Origin of the sequence: Pseudomonas citri, from assembly GCF_025336485.1 — a bacterium.
GTDB lineage: Bacteria > Pseudomonadota > Gammaproteobacteria > Pseudomonadales > Pseudomonadaceae > Aquipseudomonas > Aquipseudomonas citri.
In genome coordinates this window covers 104,596-118,532 of the sequence record NZ_JAODAB010000002.1, presented here as the reverse complement: position 1 = coordinate 118,532, position 13,937 = coordinate 104,596, and the positions used below count along the sequence as shown (strand labels likewise).

The 13,937-nt window shown below is 61.5% G+C and carries 17 protein-coding genes and 1 pseudogene; 7 read left to right on the top strand and 11 right to left on the bottom strand.

Annotated features, from left to right (window positions below; all coding sequences use genetic code 11):
- Positions 1 to 199: 199 nt before the first annotated feature.
- From N4Q37_RS02750 to N4Q37_RS02735, 4 genes are all read right to left on the bottom strand, one after another.
- Positions 200 to 1,528, bottom strand: a complete 1,329-nt coding sequence (locus tag N4Q37_RS02750; RefSeq protein ID WP_260955118.1) for a deoxyguanosinetriphosphate triphosphohydrolase — start codon at positions 1,526 to 1,528, stop codon at positions 200 to 202.
- Positions 1,529 to 1,672: 144 nt separating this feature from the next.
- Complete coding sequence (locus tag N4Q37_RS02745) at positions 1,673 to 2,008, bottom strand: hypothetical protein (protein WP_260955117.1); 336 nt, start codon at positions 2,006 to 2,008, stop codon at positions 1,673 to 1,675.
- Positions 2,005 to 2,394, bottom strand: a complete 390-nt coding sequence (locus tag N4Q37_RS02740; RefSeq protein ID WP_260955116.1) for a phage holin family protein — start codon at positions 2,392 to 2,394, stop codon at positions 2,005 to 2,007. The genes N4Q37_RS02745 and N4Q37_RS02740 overlap by 4 nt, the downstream gene beginning before the upstream one ends.
- 2 nt (positions 2,395 to 2,396) lie before the next feature.
- On the bottom strand, positions 2,397 to 2,711 hold the full coding sequence (locus N4Q37_RS02735) for a DUF883 family protein (protein ID WP_260955115.1): 315 nt from the start codon (positions 2,709 to 2,711) through the stop codon (positions 2,397 to 2,399).
- A 338-nt stretch (positions 2,712 to 3,049) separates the two neighbouring features.
- Between N4Q37_RS02735 and N4Q37_RS02730 the strand changes: the two genes are divergently transcribed.
- Entirely contained in the window at positions 3,050 to 4,258 is a 1,209-nt protein-coding gene (locus N4Q37_RS02730; protein ID WP_260955114.1) for an ammonium transporter, read from the top strand.
- A gap of 8 nt (positions 4,259 to 4,266) precedes the next feature.
- On the opposite strand, the gene N4Q37_RS02725 is transcribed toward N4Q37_RS02730, so the two are convergent.
- A complete protein-coding gene (locus N4Q37_RS02725; RefSeq protein ID WP_260955112.1) occupies positions 4,267 to 5,979 on the bottom strand; it encodes a cation:proton antiporter in 1,713 nt (570 codons plus the stop codon).
- 177 nt (positions 5,980 to 6,156) lie between these two features.
- Between N4Q37_RS02725 and N4Q37_RS02720 the strand changes: the two genes are divergently transcribed.
- From N4Q37_RS02720 to N4Q37_RS02710, 3 genes are all read left to right on the top strand, one after another.
- Complete coding sequence (locus tag N4Q37_RS02720) at positions 6,157 to 6,396, top strand: glutaredoxin family protein (RefSeq protein ID WP_260955110.1); 240 nt, start codon at positions 6,157 to 6,159, stop codon at positions 6,394 to 6,396.
- 93 nt (positions 6,397 to 6,489) lie between these two features.
- Positions 6,490 to 6,807 (top strand): transcriptional regulator, encoded by a 318-nt coding sequence (locus tag N4Q37_RS02715; RefSeq protein WP_260955105.1) that lies wholly within the window; start codon positions 6,490 to 6,492, stop codon positions 6,805 to 6,807.
- A gap of 72 nt (positions 6,808 to 6,879) precedes the next feature.
- Positions 6,880 to 7,770 (top strand): pseudouridine synthase, encoded by an 891-nt coding sequence (locus tag N4Q37_RS02710; RefSeq protein ID WP_260955103.1) that lies wholly within the window; start codon positions 6,880 to 6,882, stop codon positions 7,768 to 7,770.
- 117 nt (positions 7,771 to 7,887) lie between these two features.
- Here N4Q37_RS02710 and N4Q37_RS02705 read toward each other — a convergent pair whose 3' ends face one another.
- Both N4Q37_RS02705 and mobA read right to left on the bottom strand, forming a co-directional pair.
- Positions 7,888 to 8,109, bottom strand: coding sequence for a YgdI/YgdR family lipoprotein (locus N4Q37_RS02705; RefSeq protein WP_260955101.1), 222 nt, complete (start codon positions 8,107 to 8,109; stop codon positions 7,888 to 7,890).
- A gap of 104 nt (positions 8,110 to 8,213) precedes the next feature.
- Positions 8,214 to 8,810 (bottom strand): molybdenum cofactor guanylyltransferase MobA, encoded by a 597-nt coding sequence (mobA, locus tag N4Q37_RS02700; protein ID WP_260955099.1) that lies wholly within the window; start codon positions 8,808 to 8,810, stop codon positions 8,214 to 8,216.
- 78 nt (positions 8,811 to 8,888) lie between these two features.
- Here mobA and moaB point away from each other — a divergent pair, with 78 nt between their 5' ends.
- A complete protein-coding gene (gene moaB, locus N4Q37_RS02695) occupies positions 8,889 to 9,428 on the top strand; it encodes a molybdenum cofactor biosynthesis protein B (RefSeq protein WP_260955098.1) in 540 nt (179 codons plus the stop codon).
- A gap of 22 nt (positions 9,429 to 9,450) precedes the next feature.
- Positions 9,451 to 10,638: a molybdopterin molybdotransferase MoeA gene (locus N4Q37_RS02690; protein ID WP_260955632.1), complete on the top strand. Its 1,188-nt coding sequence runs from the start codon at positions 9,451 to 9,453 to the stop codon at positions 10,636 to 10,638.
- A 55-nt stretch (positions 10,639 to 10,693) separates the two neighbouring features.
- Here the strand turns inward: N4Q37_RS02690 and N4Q37_RS02685 are convergent.
- Positions 10,694 to 10,900: pseudogene (locus N4Q37_RS02685) on the bottom strand (hypothetical protein); the annotation flags it as partial.
- A gap of 230 nt (positions 10,901 to 11,130) precedes the next feature.
- On the bottom strand, positions 11,131 to 11,253 hold the full coding sequence (locus tag N4Q37_RS02680; protein ID WP_260955088.1) for a hypothetical protein: 123 nt from the start codon (positions 11,251 to 11,253) through the stop codon (positions 11,131 to 11,133).
- A 76-nt stretch (positions 11,254 to 11,329) separates the two neighbouring features.
- Between N4Q37_RS02680 and yegS the strand changes: the two genes are divergently transcribed.
- On the top strand, positions 11,330 to 12,247 hold the full coding sequence (gene yegS / locus N4Q37_RS02675) for a lipid kinase YegS (protein ID WP_260955081.1): 918 nt from the start codon (positions 11,330 to 11,332) through the stop codon (positions 12,245 to 12,247).
- Here the strand turns inward: yegS and N4Q37_RS02670 are convergent.
- Entirely contained in the window at positions 12,231 to 12,902 is a 672-nt protein-coding gene (locus N4Q37_RS02670; protein WP_260955080.1) for a response regulator, read from the bottom strand. The two genes, yegS and N4Q37_RS02670, sit on opposite strands and share 17 nt — an antisense overlap.
- Entirely contained in the window at positions 12,899 to 13,792 is an 894-nt protein-coding gene (locus N4Q37_RS02665; RefSeq protein ID WP_260955631.1) for a sensor histidine kinase, read from the bottom strand. Before N4Q37_RS02665 ends, N4Q37_RS02670 begins: the two co-directional genes overlap by 4 nt.
- Positions 13,793 to 13,937: the final 145 nt, after the last annotated feature.

The following is a 13,937-nucleotide window of genomic DNA, read 5'->3' as shown; positions in this document are numbered from 1 at the left end:
AAGTGTTGGGGCAGAAGTATGTGAAGGAAGATTTCCCTGAGTGGATTATCTGTTATAAACAAATTGAAGCAGGTTTATTCGATGTTTATCTTCAGGGCGCAATGACGTCCTCACATTCTTTTTGAGGGCTGCAAGGGCCTCTACGCTGAACGGCAAATTATCTGCGGGAGCGAGCAGGCCCGGCTCCCACAGATGGGTCTCATTGGCGGGTGCGGCCGGTCATTTCCTGCGCCATTTCGCTGGCATAGCTGTCAGTCATCCCGGCGATGAAATCGATCATGCGCAAGAAGGCGCTATGCAGGGGGCCGTTGGGATCGGGGGCGTTGTTGCCCAGCAGGTCCAGGATGCGGCGGTTCTTGAACGAAGGCGATCGGCCGCCGTGCTGTTCAAGGGCTGCGCCGCAAAAACCGTTGAGCAGGATTTCCAGGGTGGTATAAGCGCCAATTTCATTCAGCGTCTTGCGCTTGTCTTGGAAAATCTTCTTGCGGGCCATGTCCTTGGCATTCAATACGCAACGCTTGGCCGGGCCATGCATGTGCTCTACCAGGTCGCCTGGCAGGGTGCCGGCCAGCAACGCCTCCTGCTGTTCGACGAAGGCCCGGGCGGCGGCATTGGTCAGGTGTTCGATGGCCTTGCCTCGCAGGATCGCCAGTTTGCGTCGCCGTGAATCCAGCGGGCCGAGTTGGCGGTAGGTGTCCGGGAGATCGTCGCCCACCAGGTCCAGCAGCAGCGACTCCACCAGGGAGTATTCCAGGAGCTCCATCTCTACGCCGTCTTCCAGGTCGATCAACGCGTAGCAGATGTCATCGGCGGCTTCCATCAGGTACACCAGCGGATGTCGTGCCCAGCGCTGGTCTTCGATTTGCGGCAGGCCGAGTTTATGAGCGATCTGCTCCAGTAGAGGCAGTTCGCTCTGGTAGCACCCGAATTTGTGCTTCTTGTAGCCCAGGGAGTCGGCGTGGCGGGCGGTCCAGGGGTATTTCAGGTAGGTCCCGAGAGTGGCATAGGTCAGCCGGGTCCCACCGTCGAACTGATGATATTCAAGCTGTGTGAGGACACGGAATCCCTGGGCGTTGCCTTCGAAATTCAGAAAATCGCCGCGCTCGGCCTCGCTCATGGCGTCGAGCCAGCCACGGCCAGCCGCCTGTTGGAACCAGTAGCGAATGGCGTCTTCGCCCGAGTGACCGAACGGCGGGTTGCCGATGTCGTGGGCCAGGCAGGCCGATTGCACCACCATGCCCAGGTCGCTTGGCTCGCACCAGTCGGGCAGGACGTTGCGGATGGTTTCACCCACGCGCATGCCGAGGGAGCGGCCCACGCAACTGACTTCCAGCGAATGGGTCAGGCGCGTATGGATATGATCGTTGCTGGAGACCGGATGCACCTGGGTCTTGCGGCCGAGGCGCCGGAACGCACCGGAGAAGATGATGCGGTCGTGGTCCTTGTGAAAGGGGCTGCGGCCCAACTCCTGCGGGCTGTGCAGGGGCTTGCCGAGACGTTCGCGATTCAGCAGGGTGTGCCAATCCAAGGCCGGTTGCTCCGTTTGATGAGGTCGATGCCCCTAGCTTCCCGGTTCCCGGAATGTGCCGCAAGGCCTGTGGGTTCGTGCCGGCCCGAAAAAACGCGCTCCCCCTGAAAGGAGCGCGTTCCACCAGGGCGCGTTTTTTCTGTATCAGGATTTGCCCATGGCCTTGGCCAGCTTGATCAGCGGCAGCACGGCGGTCGCCAGCCTGATCAGGCTTGATAAGCCGGCGGTGCGGCCACTGCGGGTGCGTTTGCCGGTAAGAAAGCCCAACAGCGAGACCGCCGCGATGCCCCACAGTGGCGCGTGCTTGATGCCGAAGCCTTCGTGCAAGCCCTGGGTCAAGCCGCGCACCCGTTGCAGAGGTTGCAACAATTGACGGGTTTCCTGGCGGATTTCCTGGCGGTGCATCTCCATGCGCAAGCGTACTAATGCCTTGCGCATTTCCTGCCGGGTCCGGGCTTGGGGAATATCAGGCAGGCTCATGGCAGCAGGCGCTCCCGGTCGTTGGCCAGTTCTTCGAGCGTGGCATGGAAGGGGGAAGACTCGTCGTAGATCGCGGCCCTGAGCCGCAGGCCGCAGAACAGCGCCGCCAGCAGGTAGAACAGGCAAAGGCCGAGGATGCCCGCCAGGCGATAGGTGTCCCACACCAGGATCAGCACCAACGCCGAAAGCCCCACGAGCAATAACAAACCGAACACCAGCGCGAGGCCGGCGAACAGCAACAGGCTGACGGTACGGGCCTTCTGTTCCTGCAATTCCATGCCGAACAATTCGACGTGGCTGTGCAGTAGACCGAGGAACGCCGCGCCCAGGCGGCGCGCGGCAGGTTGTGTGCCCGTTTCGGACGGACCGGGTTCGTCGATACCCATCATCAGCGCCGCGTCGCCAGCAGGCCGATCAGGAAGCCCACGCCAGCGGCAATGGCGACCGACTGCCAGGGGTTGGCCTGCACATATTCCTCGGTGGCGACCACTGCGGCCTGGCCGCGTTCGCGCATGGAGTCTTCGCTCAGCTTAAGGGTTTCGCGGGCGCGCAACAGGGTTTCGTGGATCTGTTTGCGCAGTTCATCGGCCTGGTCACCCGCCAGTGTCGCGGTGTGGTCGAGCAACCGTTCGGTATCGCTGACCAGCGTCTGGAAATCTTCCTTCAAGATCTCTTGAGCAGTCTTTGCCTGGGTTCTGGCCATGGATGAATCTCCGTAGATGACGTCTGAAGCGTTCGAGTATGAGCCTTGCCGGAAGGTTCAGTGAAAATGACTGGTACAACTTTTGCTCAGGGTTTTGCCATGTACTGGTGCGTCACGGTGCGCCAGTGCGCTGAAGCTGGGCGAAAGCCCGGAAACCTTAACCCAAATAATCAAAGCTCGCGAAGCACCTCCAAGCGGCACCCCATTGTCGATGTTTTTTTGCACCAAAGCGGTTCGCTCACCCTCGGCGGGCAAGCGAATCGTTTCAACTTGGTGCGTCGGCAGGGCGAGCGAACCGCTTGGGTGCCTATTTCAACTTTTTCAGGTCTGCCAACACCATGGAAACTATGCAAAGCGCTGTGGACAGCCTGGTCCACAGCTCCAACACGCTGTTCATCCTGCTCGGTGCGGTCATGGTCCTGGCCATGCACGCCGGTTTTGCGTTCCTGGAAGTGGGGACCGTCCGGCAAAAGAATCAGGTCAACGCGTTGTCGAAGATTCTCAGCGATTTTGCTGTCTCGACCCTGGCCTATTTCTTTATAGGCTACTGGGTGTCCTATGGCGTGTCGTTCCTGCAACCGGCGGCGGTGCTCAGTACCGATCACGGCTACAGCCTGGTGAAGTTCTTCTTCCTGCTGACCTTTGCCGCCGCGATCCCGGCCATTATTTCCGGTGGGATTGCCGAACGCGCGCGGTTCGCACCGCAATTGTGCGCCACGGTGCTGATCGTGGCGTTTGTCTACCCCTTCTTCGAAGGGGTGGTGTGGAACGGCAATTTCGGCCTGCAAGCCTGGTTGCAGTCCCGCTTCGGTGCAGGGTTCCACGACTTCGCCGGTTCCGTGGTGGTGCATGCCATGGGCGGCTGGCTGGCATTGGCCGCCGTGCTCTTGCTGGGCGCGCGCAATGGCCGCTACCGGGATGGGCGACTGGTGGCGTTCGCTCCTTCCAGCATCCCGTTCCTGGCCTTGGGGTCGTGGATCCTGATTGTCGGCTGGTTCGGTTTCAACGTGATGAGTGCCCAGACCCTGCCCGGGGTAAGCGGGTTGGTGGCGGTCAATTCGTTGATGGCAATGGTGGGCGGTACCGTGGCGGCGTTGATCGTCGGACGCAATGACCCCGGCTTCCTGCACAACGGCCCATTGGCCGGGCTGGTGGCGGTGTGTGCCGGCTCCGACCTGATGCACCCGGTCGGCGCGTTGGCTACCGGGGCCATCGCCGGTGCCTTGTTCGTCTGGTGTTTCACCGCGGCCCAAGGCAAATGGAAGATCGACGACGTGCTTGGCGTCTGGCCACTGCACGGCTTGTGTGGCGTCTGGGGCGGCATCGCTTGTGGCGTGTTCGGTCAGGGCTACTTGGGCGGCCTGGGGGGCGTCAGCCTGGCCAGCCAATTGATCGGTACGTTGTTGGGGGTTGCCATCGCACTGGCCGGTGGGTTCGCCGTCTATGGACTGGTCAAGACCCTGTTGGGGCTGCGCCTGAGCCAGGAAGAGGAGTATTACGGCGCCGACCTGTCGATCCACAAGATCGGAGCGGTCAGCCAGGATTGATTGGTCCATCATGGTTCCTTGTCCTGATCGCCAGGGTAAAACCCGTGCAGCAGGCGGTAGCGGTCGTGACGGACCTGGTCCACCTGGTAGCGCACTTGTTGCTCCGGCAGGCCGAGCATGATCAGGGCGTGGGATGCCAGCATCAGGCTCGACTCCAGTAGCTCCGGGACCACTTCATTGGCCCCGGCGGCCTGGAGCTCGGCCAACTCGCTGTCGTCACGGGTGCGCACCAGGATCGGCACCTGGCTGTTGACCCGTCGGGCTTCCTTGAGCACGGCGATGGCGATGTCGGTCTGGTCGACCGCGATCACCAGCAACCTGGCGCGACCCAGGCCGACGGCCGCGAGCAGGTCCGCACGGCGGGAGTCACCGTAATGGACGCAGCGTTCCCCCACGCTGGCTTCCTGGATGATCACCGGGTCATGATCCAGGGCGACGAATGCCTGGCCTTCGCGGCGCAGGAAACGTCCAATGGACTGGCCGACGCGTCCGTAACCGCAAATGACCACATGGCCGGACAGGCCGGCGTTGAGGGCGCTGATCTGGTCCAACTGCGCCTCTTCGTTGGGTTTGCGATGCAGGCGGGTAGCGATGCGTGGTGCGGCGCGCAGCAACAACGGCGTCAGCAGCATCGAACAGAAAGTCGCCGCCAGCAACAAGCCGCTGATATCCAGGGGCATAAGCTGGTTCTGCTGCATCAGGGCCATCAGGGCGAAGCAGAATTCGCCGCCCTGAGCCAGGGCGAGGCCACTGCGCCAGGCGGTTTCCACATCGCTGCCGCGCCACTTCACCAGGACGGCGACCACGCCGCCCTTGATCAGCATCAAGGCGAGGGTCAACCCGAGGATCAGCAGTCCGTCATCCATGAGCAACTGCAAGTCGATCAGCATGCCGATGCTGACGAAGAACAGCCCCAGCAGGATGTCGCGGAACGGGCGTATATCGGCCTCGATCTGATGGCGATAGTGGCTTTCCCCCAGCAACATGCCCGCGAGGAAGGCACCCAGGGCCGGCGACAGCCCGAGCAGGTGGGTCAACCATGCTGTCAGCAACACGATCACCAGCGCCAGTAGCACGAACAACTCGGCGGACCGGGACGCGGCCACTTCATGGAACAACCTGGGCAGAACCAAGCGACTGGTCAGCAGCAGGCCACCGAACAGTACCAGCGTCTTGCCCAGGGTCAGGGGCAGCGCCCAGTACCAGGCATGCTCGCTGCTGCCGGCAAACACGGGTACTAGCGTCAATAACAGCACCGCGATGACATCCTGGAACAGCAACACACCAATGGCGTTCTGGCCATGGCTGCTGAAGATCTCGCCCAGGCTGCCCAATTCCTTGCTGACAATGGCGGTGGACGACAAGGCCAGCCCGGCACCCAGCAACAGCGCAGCCAGCACCGGTGCGCCGCAGAGCACCAGCAGCGTGCCCAGGAGTGCGCCGGAACACAGCACTTGCAGGCTGCCCAGGCCGAAAACCACCCGCCGTAGCGCGAGCATCTTTGTCAGGGAGAACTCCAGCCCCAGCGAAAACAGCAGGAAGACCACGCCGAGCTCGGCCAGATCCGGCAGGTCTTCGCTGTCGTTCACCCAATCCAGTGCGCTTGGTCCGACCGCCAGGCCAACACACAGATAAGCCAGCACCGGAGGCAGGCGCAGGCGCCGGAACAGCGCGATGGCGACCAGGGACGAGGCAAGGATGATCAGCAGATTGGCGAACAAGGGGAACTCCGTTTCACAGCGACAGGCACAAGCGTAGAAGGCGAGAAAGCGCCAAGCATTGCCGCAAAGGCGTTAGTGCTCAATGATTTGCATCAGGATTTTACCGAAGTGCCCCGGCTCGACGGTTTCCCGAGGCCGGCCTAGAATGACCGTCTATCTTTTGTGGGTCTACCTGCCATGTCTGCTGAATGCCAGTTGTTCGGTACCCTGGGTTGCCATCTGTGCGAAGTGGCCGAAGGGGTGTTGATGCCTTTCGTTGAGCATGGCCTGTTGGTCGAGTTGGTGGATATCGCTGAAAGCGAGGCGCTGTTCGAGACCTACGGGCTGCGGATTCCGGTGTTGCGCAGGGTCGATACCGGTGCGGAGTTGGACTGGCCTTTCGATGACGCTGATCAGGTCGCCGCGTTTCTGCGTTGAGTCCTTTCCGTACGTCGAGTCTGGCGCGCAGGCATTGGCGAAAAAAAATTCTTCGGGTACTGTATGTGCATACAGCTATCTGGAGAGTGTCCCTTGGTCAATGTCGAACAACTGAAAAACAGCGTGAACCGGATGTCCGCGGACGTTGTGCGCGAAGCAGTCCTGGAATTGCGCCTGGACGGGCTGGTTACCGAAGGCAAGACTCCTTTCAGTAAACTGCATTTCAATACTTGTTTCGCGGAAATCGAAGCGTTGTTCCAGCGTGCCGGTTATCACAAGCAATTGGATGTGGTCGGCTACCAGGGACTGTTGTACGCGCTTTACGACCCGGGGCGCTGGGAGGCGGTGGAGGTATTGCGCTGGTTGAAGGAATTCACCGAGGCGGCAACACCAGCGTCGATCACGGCGTGAAGCAATCATCGCTGGGCTGACCGGCGTCGCTGGCGGATAATGCCGGCCTGCCTACGTGATCAAGAGTTGCCAATGTCCGGTTCGTCGTTTTGCCCCGCGCGCCATCAAGCCAGCACGCTGTATCTACCCCCCGGCGCCTGGTCGACGGTGTTGGAATGCCTGTGCGAACACTTCGGCAGCATCAGCCGTGAGCAGTGGCTGGACCGGATTGCCCGGGGTCGGGTGCTGGATGCGCAGGGCAAGGCCATTGCGCTGGATTTGCCCTATCGTGAAGGCCTGCGTATCCATTATTTTCGTGAAGTGCCCGATGAGAAGCCGATCCCGGTGGTGGAGTCGATCCTGTATGCCGACGAGCATCTGGTGGTGGCCGACAAGCCGCATTTCCTGCCGGTTACTCCGGCGGGCGAGTATGTCGAACAAACCTTGCTGCGGCGGCTGATCCGTCGACTGGACAATCCCCACCTGGTGCCCTTGCACCGCATCGACCGGCACACGGCTGGGTTGGTGTTGTTTTCGGCCAATCCGCACACCCGGTCGGCGTATCAGTCGTTGTTTCCCACGCGACAGATCGAAAAACGTTACCAGGCCATCGCCCGCGCCTTGCCCGAGTTGTCCTTCCCCCGGGTGCACAAGAGCCGAATGGTCGACGGCGAGCCCTTTTTCAGGATGCAGGAAGCGCCGGGCGAGCCCAATACCGAAACGGCCATCGAAGTATTGGAGAGAAACGGCGAGCTATGGCGCTATGGCTTGTTTCCGGTGACGGGCAAGAAGCACCAGTTGCGGGTGCATATGAACGCCCTGGGGGCGGGGATCTGTAATGATCCGTTTTATCCGGATGTGCTTCGTGATGTCGAGGATGACTATGCTCGCCCGCTCAAACTGTTGGCTCAGGCGCTGCGGTTCATTGATCCGGTCACGGGGGTGGAGCGAGTGTTCGAGAGCGATATTGAGTTGCAGTGGTAGATTGGGCGCGCCCCTTGAACTACGCCGATACACCCAAATCGAAGCCTAAAAAAACGGTGCTTTCCTTACGGAACAAGCACCGTTTCTTCTTATTCTATCTGGCAGCAATGTCGCGGATTACAGATCCTTGACAGTACGAACCTGATCCTTGTTCACGCGGGTGTGCTTCCCGTCCAGCTGTTCGAATTCGTAGAAGCCGCTTTCTTCGTCGTACTTGGGCGTGTCGACGGCCTGGATTTCTCGACCGTCATTCAAGGTGATCACTGTTGGCGATGCGCACCCGGCGAGAGTGGCGAGGCCCAGTGCGAGCATGAAAGTGGCGAGGGTCCGATGAGTCATGGTGTTTCTCCGAGATGGATTCTTCAAGTTACTGACATTCAGACGTATACATCGCGCGCAAGTTCCTGGCTAGTGGCCTGTACTCGAATTAGCCACACAGGCCACTAGTGGTCTTTATGCCGCTCCAGCAGCTCCGGCGTATTCAGGTTGGCCAGCCGTGGATCGTCGGCCGGGCATTGCAGGGCAGTGGCGTGCAGCGAGCGCATGAGGCGACCGGGGCTGCGTTCTCCCTCGCTCCAGGCGTATTCGAAGGCGGGCGCCAAGGCCAACGGAATGATGCACAGCAACGGTTCCCAATGTTCGCCGTGTCGGATCATCAGCGGCTTGTGGGGTTGCAGGCTGGCCGTTGCGCGCATGTTGTCGAGCAGCTCCGCGTCGATCTGCGGTACATCGCACGGCAGCACCAGCAGAAAAGAATGCCTTGCCACCTTCAGGCCTGCCCGGATGCCGGCCAGCGGGCCGGGGAAGTCGCCTTCGTCGTCGTGCACCAGTTGATCGGCGTAGAGTGCATAACGTTCGCGATTGCGGTTGCATGAGATGATCAGGTCATCGCTCATGGCCCGGGTCCGTCGATGCAGATGCGCTATCAACGGTTCGCCCCGCCATGGCAGCAGGCCTTTGTCCTGCCCGCCCATGCGTTGTCCGCGGCCACCCGCCAACAGCAGGACGGAGCAGGGGGGCAGGGGGATTTCCGAGGTCATGGTGTGTCTCCGCACAGGCGAAAAAATCAAGGGCTGTGATATAACACCAGGCTATTTCCCATACAACTGGACGAGCCTATGAAAGCCAAGGCTGATGTACCTTTCGTGCCGCTCAACATTGCGGTGCTGACTGTCAGTGATACCCGTACCCTGGAAACCGACACGTCCGGGCAACTCTTCGTGGACAGGCTCACGGCGGCCGGCCACCATTTGGCAGCGCGGGTGTTGCTCAAGGATGATTTGTACAAGATTCGCGCGCAGGTCGCGACCTGGATTGCCGAAGAGGTGGTGCAAGTGGTGCTGATCACTGGCGGTACCGGGTTCACCGGTCGTGACAGCACCCCGGAAGCTGTTGCGTGCCTGCTGGACAAGCAGGTCGATGGCTTCGGTGAGTTGTTCCGACAGATCTCCGTGGCGGATATCGGCACCTCCACTGTGCAGTCCCGGGCGCTGGCGGGGCTGGCCAATGGCACGTTGGTCTGCTGCCTGCCGGGGTCCACTAACGCAGTGCGCACCGGATGGGACGGGATCCTGGCCGAGCAATTGGATGTGCGGCATCGGCCCTGCAACTTCGTGGCCCATTTGAAGCAGGCGGCGCCTTGTGAATCCCGTGGGTAAACCGGGCAAGGCCGGCGCCTTGATGGCGGTCGAGGTTGCACAGCAGCGGTTGCTCGAGATGGCGACGGCCACGCCGATCCTGCAGCGCGAACACGTGCCCTTGGCCGCCGCCCAAGGACGGGTACTCGCCGAAGACCTGGTGTCGACGCTCGATCTGCCGCCATGGCCCAACAGCGCCATGGATGGCTACGCCTTGCGACTGGCTGATTGGAATGGCGAGCCGCTGGAGGTCAGCCAGCGGATCTTCGCCGGGCAGGCCCCGGAGCCGTTGGCGGCTGGCACATGCGCGCGCATTTTCACCGGGGCGCCAGTGCCTGCTGGCGCCGATTGCGTCGAGATGCAGGAAAACGCGGTGATCGAGAGCGACCAGCGGGTACGGTTCACCGAGCCTCTGGTCAGTGGGCAGAACATCCGTGCCCAAGGGCAGGAAACCACCGTTGGGGAAGTGGTTCTCTCGGCCGGCACTCGCCTGGGGCCCATCGAGCTGGGGTTGGCGGCCTCCTTGGGCTGCGCGTCGTTGGATGTGGTGCGCAAGGTGCGCGTTGCGGTGTTGTCCACCGGGGATGAATTGGTCGAGCCTGGCCAGGCGTTGGCCCTGGGGCAGATCTATAACAGCAACCGGGTGCTGCTCTGCAGCTGGTTGCAGCGGCTGGGTTGCGAGGTGGTCGATGCGGGCATCCTGCCTGACGACTTGCCGGCCACTCGCGAGCGCCTGGCGCAGTTGTCGGATGTCGACCTGATCCTGTCCACAGGCGGTGTGTCGGTGGGGGAAGCTGACTTCCTGGGCGTCGCATTGCGCGAAGAAGGTGAGCTGAGCCTGTGGAAGCTCGCCATCAAGCCCGGAAAGCCGCTGACATTCGGGCACTTCCGTGGCGTACCGGTGATAGGCCTGCCCGGCAACCCCGCTTCGACGTTGGTGACGTTCGCACTACTGGCTCGGCCCTACCTGTTGCGACGCCAGGGTGTCCAATCGGTGGCACCGCTCAAGTTCACGGTGCCGGCCGGTTTCGTTTGGCCGAAGGCTGGCAACCGGCGAGAGTACTTGCGAGGCCGCCTGGAGAATGGGCGTGCGATCATTTACCGGAACCAGAGTTCTGGTGTGCTGCGTAGCGCGGCCTGGGCCGACGGCCTGGTCGAGGTGCTTGAAGGCAGGACGCTGGCCGAGGGCGACGAGACGGGTTTTATACCGTTGAGTGAAGTCCTGGGTTAGTGCCTGCTCTGGCCCGGACAAGGATGTCCGGGCTTGCTGTACACCTCTAGTGGCCTCATGGCGTGAGCAGCGTCACCAGCTGTTCGAAGCGGCTGTTGGCAATCCAGCCCAGCAGGCCGATCACCACTGCTGCTGCACCTGCCGAATAGGCCACCCGGTGACGGATCACCTTCACATCGGTGCGAATTTCATCCATGTCCCTGCGGATGTATTTAAGGTGGGTTTCCAGTTCAACGACGCGCGGTTCCAAATCAATTCCTCCTACGGGACTCTTGCAATGTTTGCATTCGTCTTGGGTATCGGTTCGCCCGCTTCCGAAAGACGCGGGTCGTCGGTGCGACAGCTTGTATTCACGGCTATGCATGGGGCGCTACATCCCCGTGGCCGCTACTGTTCGAACTGTTGATCCGGCCCTCACGGGCCGCGACGTATCCATCCATGGCTTGCTGCATCCTTGTGTAATGAGCGTTTTATTGGTTCAGCCAAAGTGTCTCAATACCGCCAGAGGGTCAATTGAGCGGATTCGCCAGGCCTTGTAAGAAAACTCTTCGAATGCAGGACGGTGGGCTGATCTGTCCGGCTGTTTTTTTCCGGCGTGTCATCGTGGTTGTTCATTAATTTGCTCCTTGCCGGGCTTTTTCGCGCGCAGGCGCGGTCCCATCTGCTGAACCTTCCATTGACGGAGACCACGATGAGCAAAGGCAAGGCGCTGTTGATCCTGCATGGCAAGCAAGCGCTCAACGAAGAGGTTCGTGCCGCTGTGATGCGCAAGCGCAAGCAAGGCTGGGACCTGGCGGTACGCTTGACCTGGGAGGCCGGCGACGCCCGGCGATGTGTCCATGAGGCGCTCGACGCTGGCTGCACGCAGCTGATTGCCGGTGGCGGAGACGGCACCGTGCGCGATATCGCCGAAGCGATCGCCCTTCGATCGAGCGAGGCCAGCCTGGTGCTGCTGCCGTTGGGTACGGCCAATGATTTTGCCCGGGCGGCAGGCGTCCCACTGGAGGCGGAGCAGGCGTTGGACCTGCTGGATATCGCGCCACGGACCGTCGACCTCGGTGAAGTCGGCGACCGGGTTTTCCTGAACATGGCCACCGGTGGTTTCGGCAGCCAAGTGACGGTCAATACGTCGGAGGATCTCAAGAAAATCCTGGGAGGCGCCGCTTACCTGTTCACCGGCTTATCGCGCTTCAGTGAGCTGAGTGCAGCCTACGGCGAGCTGCAGGGCCCCGGTTTCCATTGGCGAGGCGACTTGCTGGCCCTGGGCATCGGCAATGGCCGGCAGGCTGGGGGAGGGCATGTGTTGTGTCCGCAAGCGTTGGTGGATGACGGATTGCTGGACATCAGCATCCTGCCGGCGCCTCAGGAGGTGGTCAGTACGTTGAAGGATTTGCTGGCCGGCGGCCTGGGTATCGACAACATGTTCGTGCGCGCCCGTTTGCCGTGGGTGGAGATCAAGGTCGCCCAGGGGTTGGACATCAACCTGGACGGCGAACCGCTGGAGGTCGACAGTCTGCGTTTCGCGGTGCGGGCAAAGGCCCTGCGCATGCACTTGCCGAGCGATTCGCCGCTGTTGGGGGATAGGATGGCGCTCAATCGTCCAGGCTGATGATCTGTTCACGCACGGCGAATAGCACCAGGCCGGCCACGTCGTGGATCTGCAGGCGCTTCATGATTTGTGCGCGGTGGGTTTCCACGGTCTTGATGCTCAAGCTCAGGCCGTTGGCAATTTCCCGGGTGGACTTGCCGCGTACGATCAGCCGCAGGATTTCCAATTGGCGTGCCGTCAGGTTGTGCGCCGGGGCCTGGGGCTGGGCCGGATCGGGGCGGTGTCGCTGGGCGCGGGTCAGCGCCTGGTTGATCACCGTGTGGGCGATGGCCGGACTCAGGTAGCGTTCGTTATTGCGCAGTGCCTTCAAGGCGTGTTCCAGCTCGTTGGCGGTGGTGTCCTTGAGCAGATAGCCATGGGCGCCGGATTCCAGCGCCTGCATGATCAGCGCCGGGTCGGTGTGCATCGACAGGATCAGCACCTTGCTGTGGGGCCGCACCCGCTTGAGTTGCTGCAAGGCATCCAGGCCGCTGGTGTTTTTCATGGAAATGTCCAGCAGCACGATATCGGGGTTGAGCCGCTCCACCAGCTCCACCAGTTGCGCACCGTCGTTGGCTTCGCCAATGACGGCATAACCGGGAATGTCCATGACCAGCGCCCGCACACCGGCGCGGATCAGCGAGTGGTCGTCTACCAGCAGCAGATTACAGATCAATGGAGAACCTTATTCTTACTGGCCCGTTCCAAGGCGCGGGGTGCCCAGGGCAAGCGTGCTTCGATATGCGTGCCTTTGCCGGCCTCGCTGATGACTTGCAAGGTACCGCCCAGTTGCTCGACACGCTCGGACATGCCCGCCATGCCACGTTGGCCCTCTCGAGCGGGATGGGTGGCCGGGACGAATCCCTGGCCATCGTCGATGATCTGCAGTGTCAGGCCCTCAGGCAGGCGTTGCAGGCGTACCAGCAGGTTTTTCGCCTGGGCATGGCGCAAGATGTTGGTGACCGCTTCCTGGACAATCCGAAACAGCGCGACGGTCATTTCTTCCGGAATGCCGGTCATACGCTGTTGGCAGTCGAGACTCCATTTGACCGGGGCGTTGGCCAGGGTCTTGAGCAGGTGCGCGCGCAGGCTGGCCTCCAGTCCCAGGCTGGTCAGTTGCCTTGGGTTGAGGATCGCCGATACGTCACGGACTTTGTCGAGGGTTTCTTCCAGTGCCTCGCACAGTAACGCGCACTGGCCTTGCAGTTCTTCCGGCATCCGGCGCTTGAGCCATTCGCCCTGGAGTTTGGCGGCGGTCAGCAACTGGCCGATGTCGTCATGCAGCTCGCGACTGAGGCGATGGCGCTCGTTCTCCTGGACTTCGAGCAACCGGTCGGCCAATTCCTGGGGTTGGAACTTGATGGACTTGCGCGACAGTCGGTAGCGTATCCAGACGCCGGCCGTGGCGGCCATATTCAACGCCAGCAGGCCCAACGACACCGTATGGTTCAACCAGTAGGCCAGCAGGCAGCCCAGGGTCGAGCAGATGCACAATAACAATGTGAACCGGCGGGCGTTTTCTCGGGAGGGTGGCCAGGTGATGAGTGACTTGAGGCTGGCGTGCATAGCGGATGGAGCCAATGAATGTTCGCTGCGGGCAGGGCACGTCAGCGCATCTGACAGGCCGGGTCGGGTAAACGTTTCAGGTCGAAGGTGGCTTCAGCTGGCGAATGTCCGGTGCTGTCTTGAAGCGACTGACGCGGGAGATAGT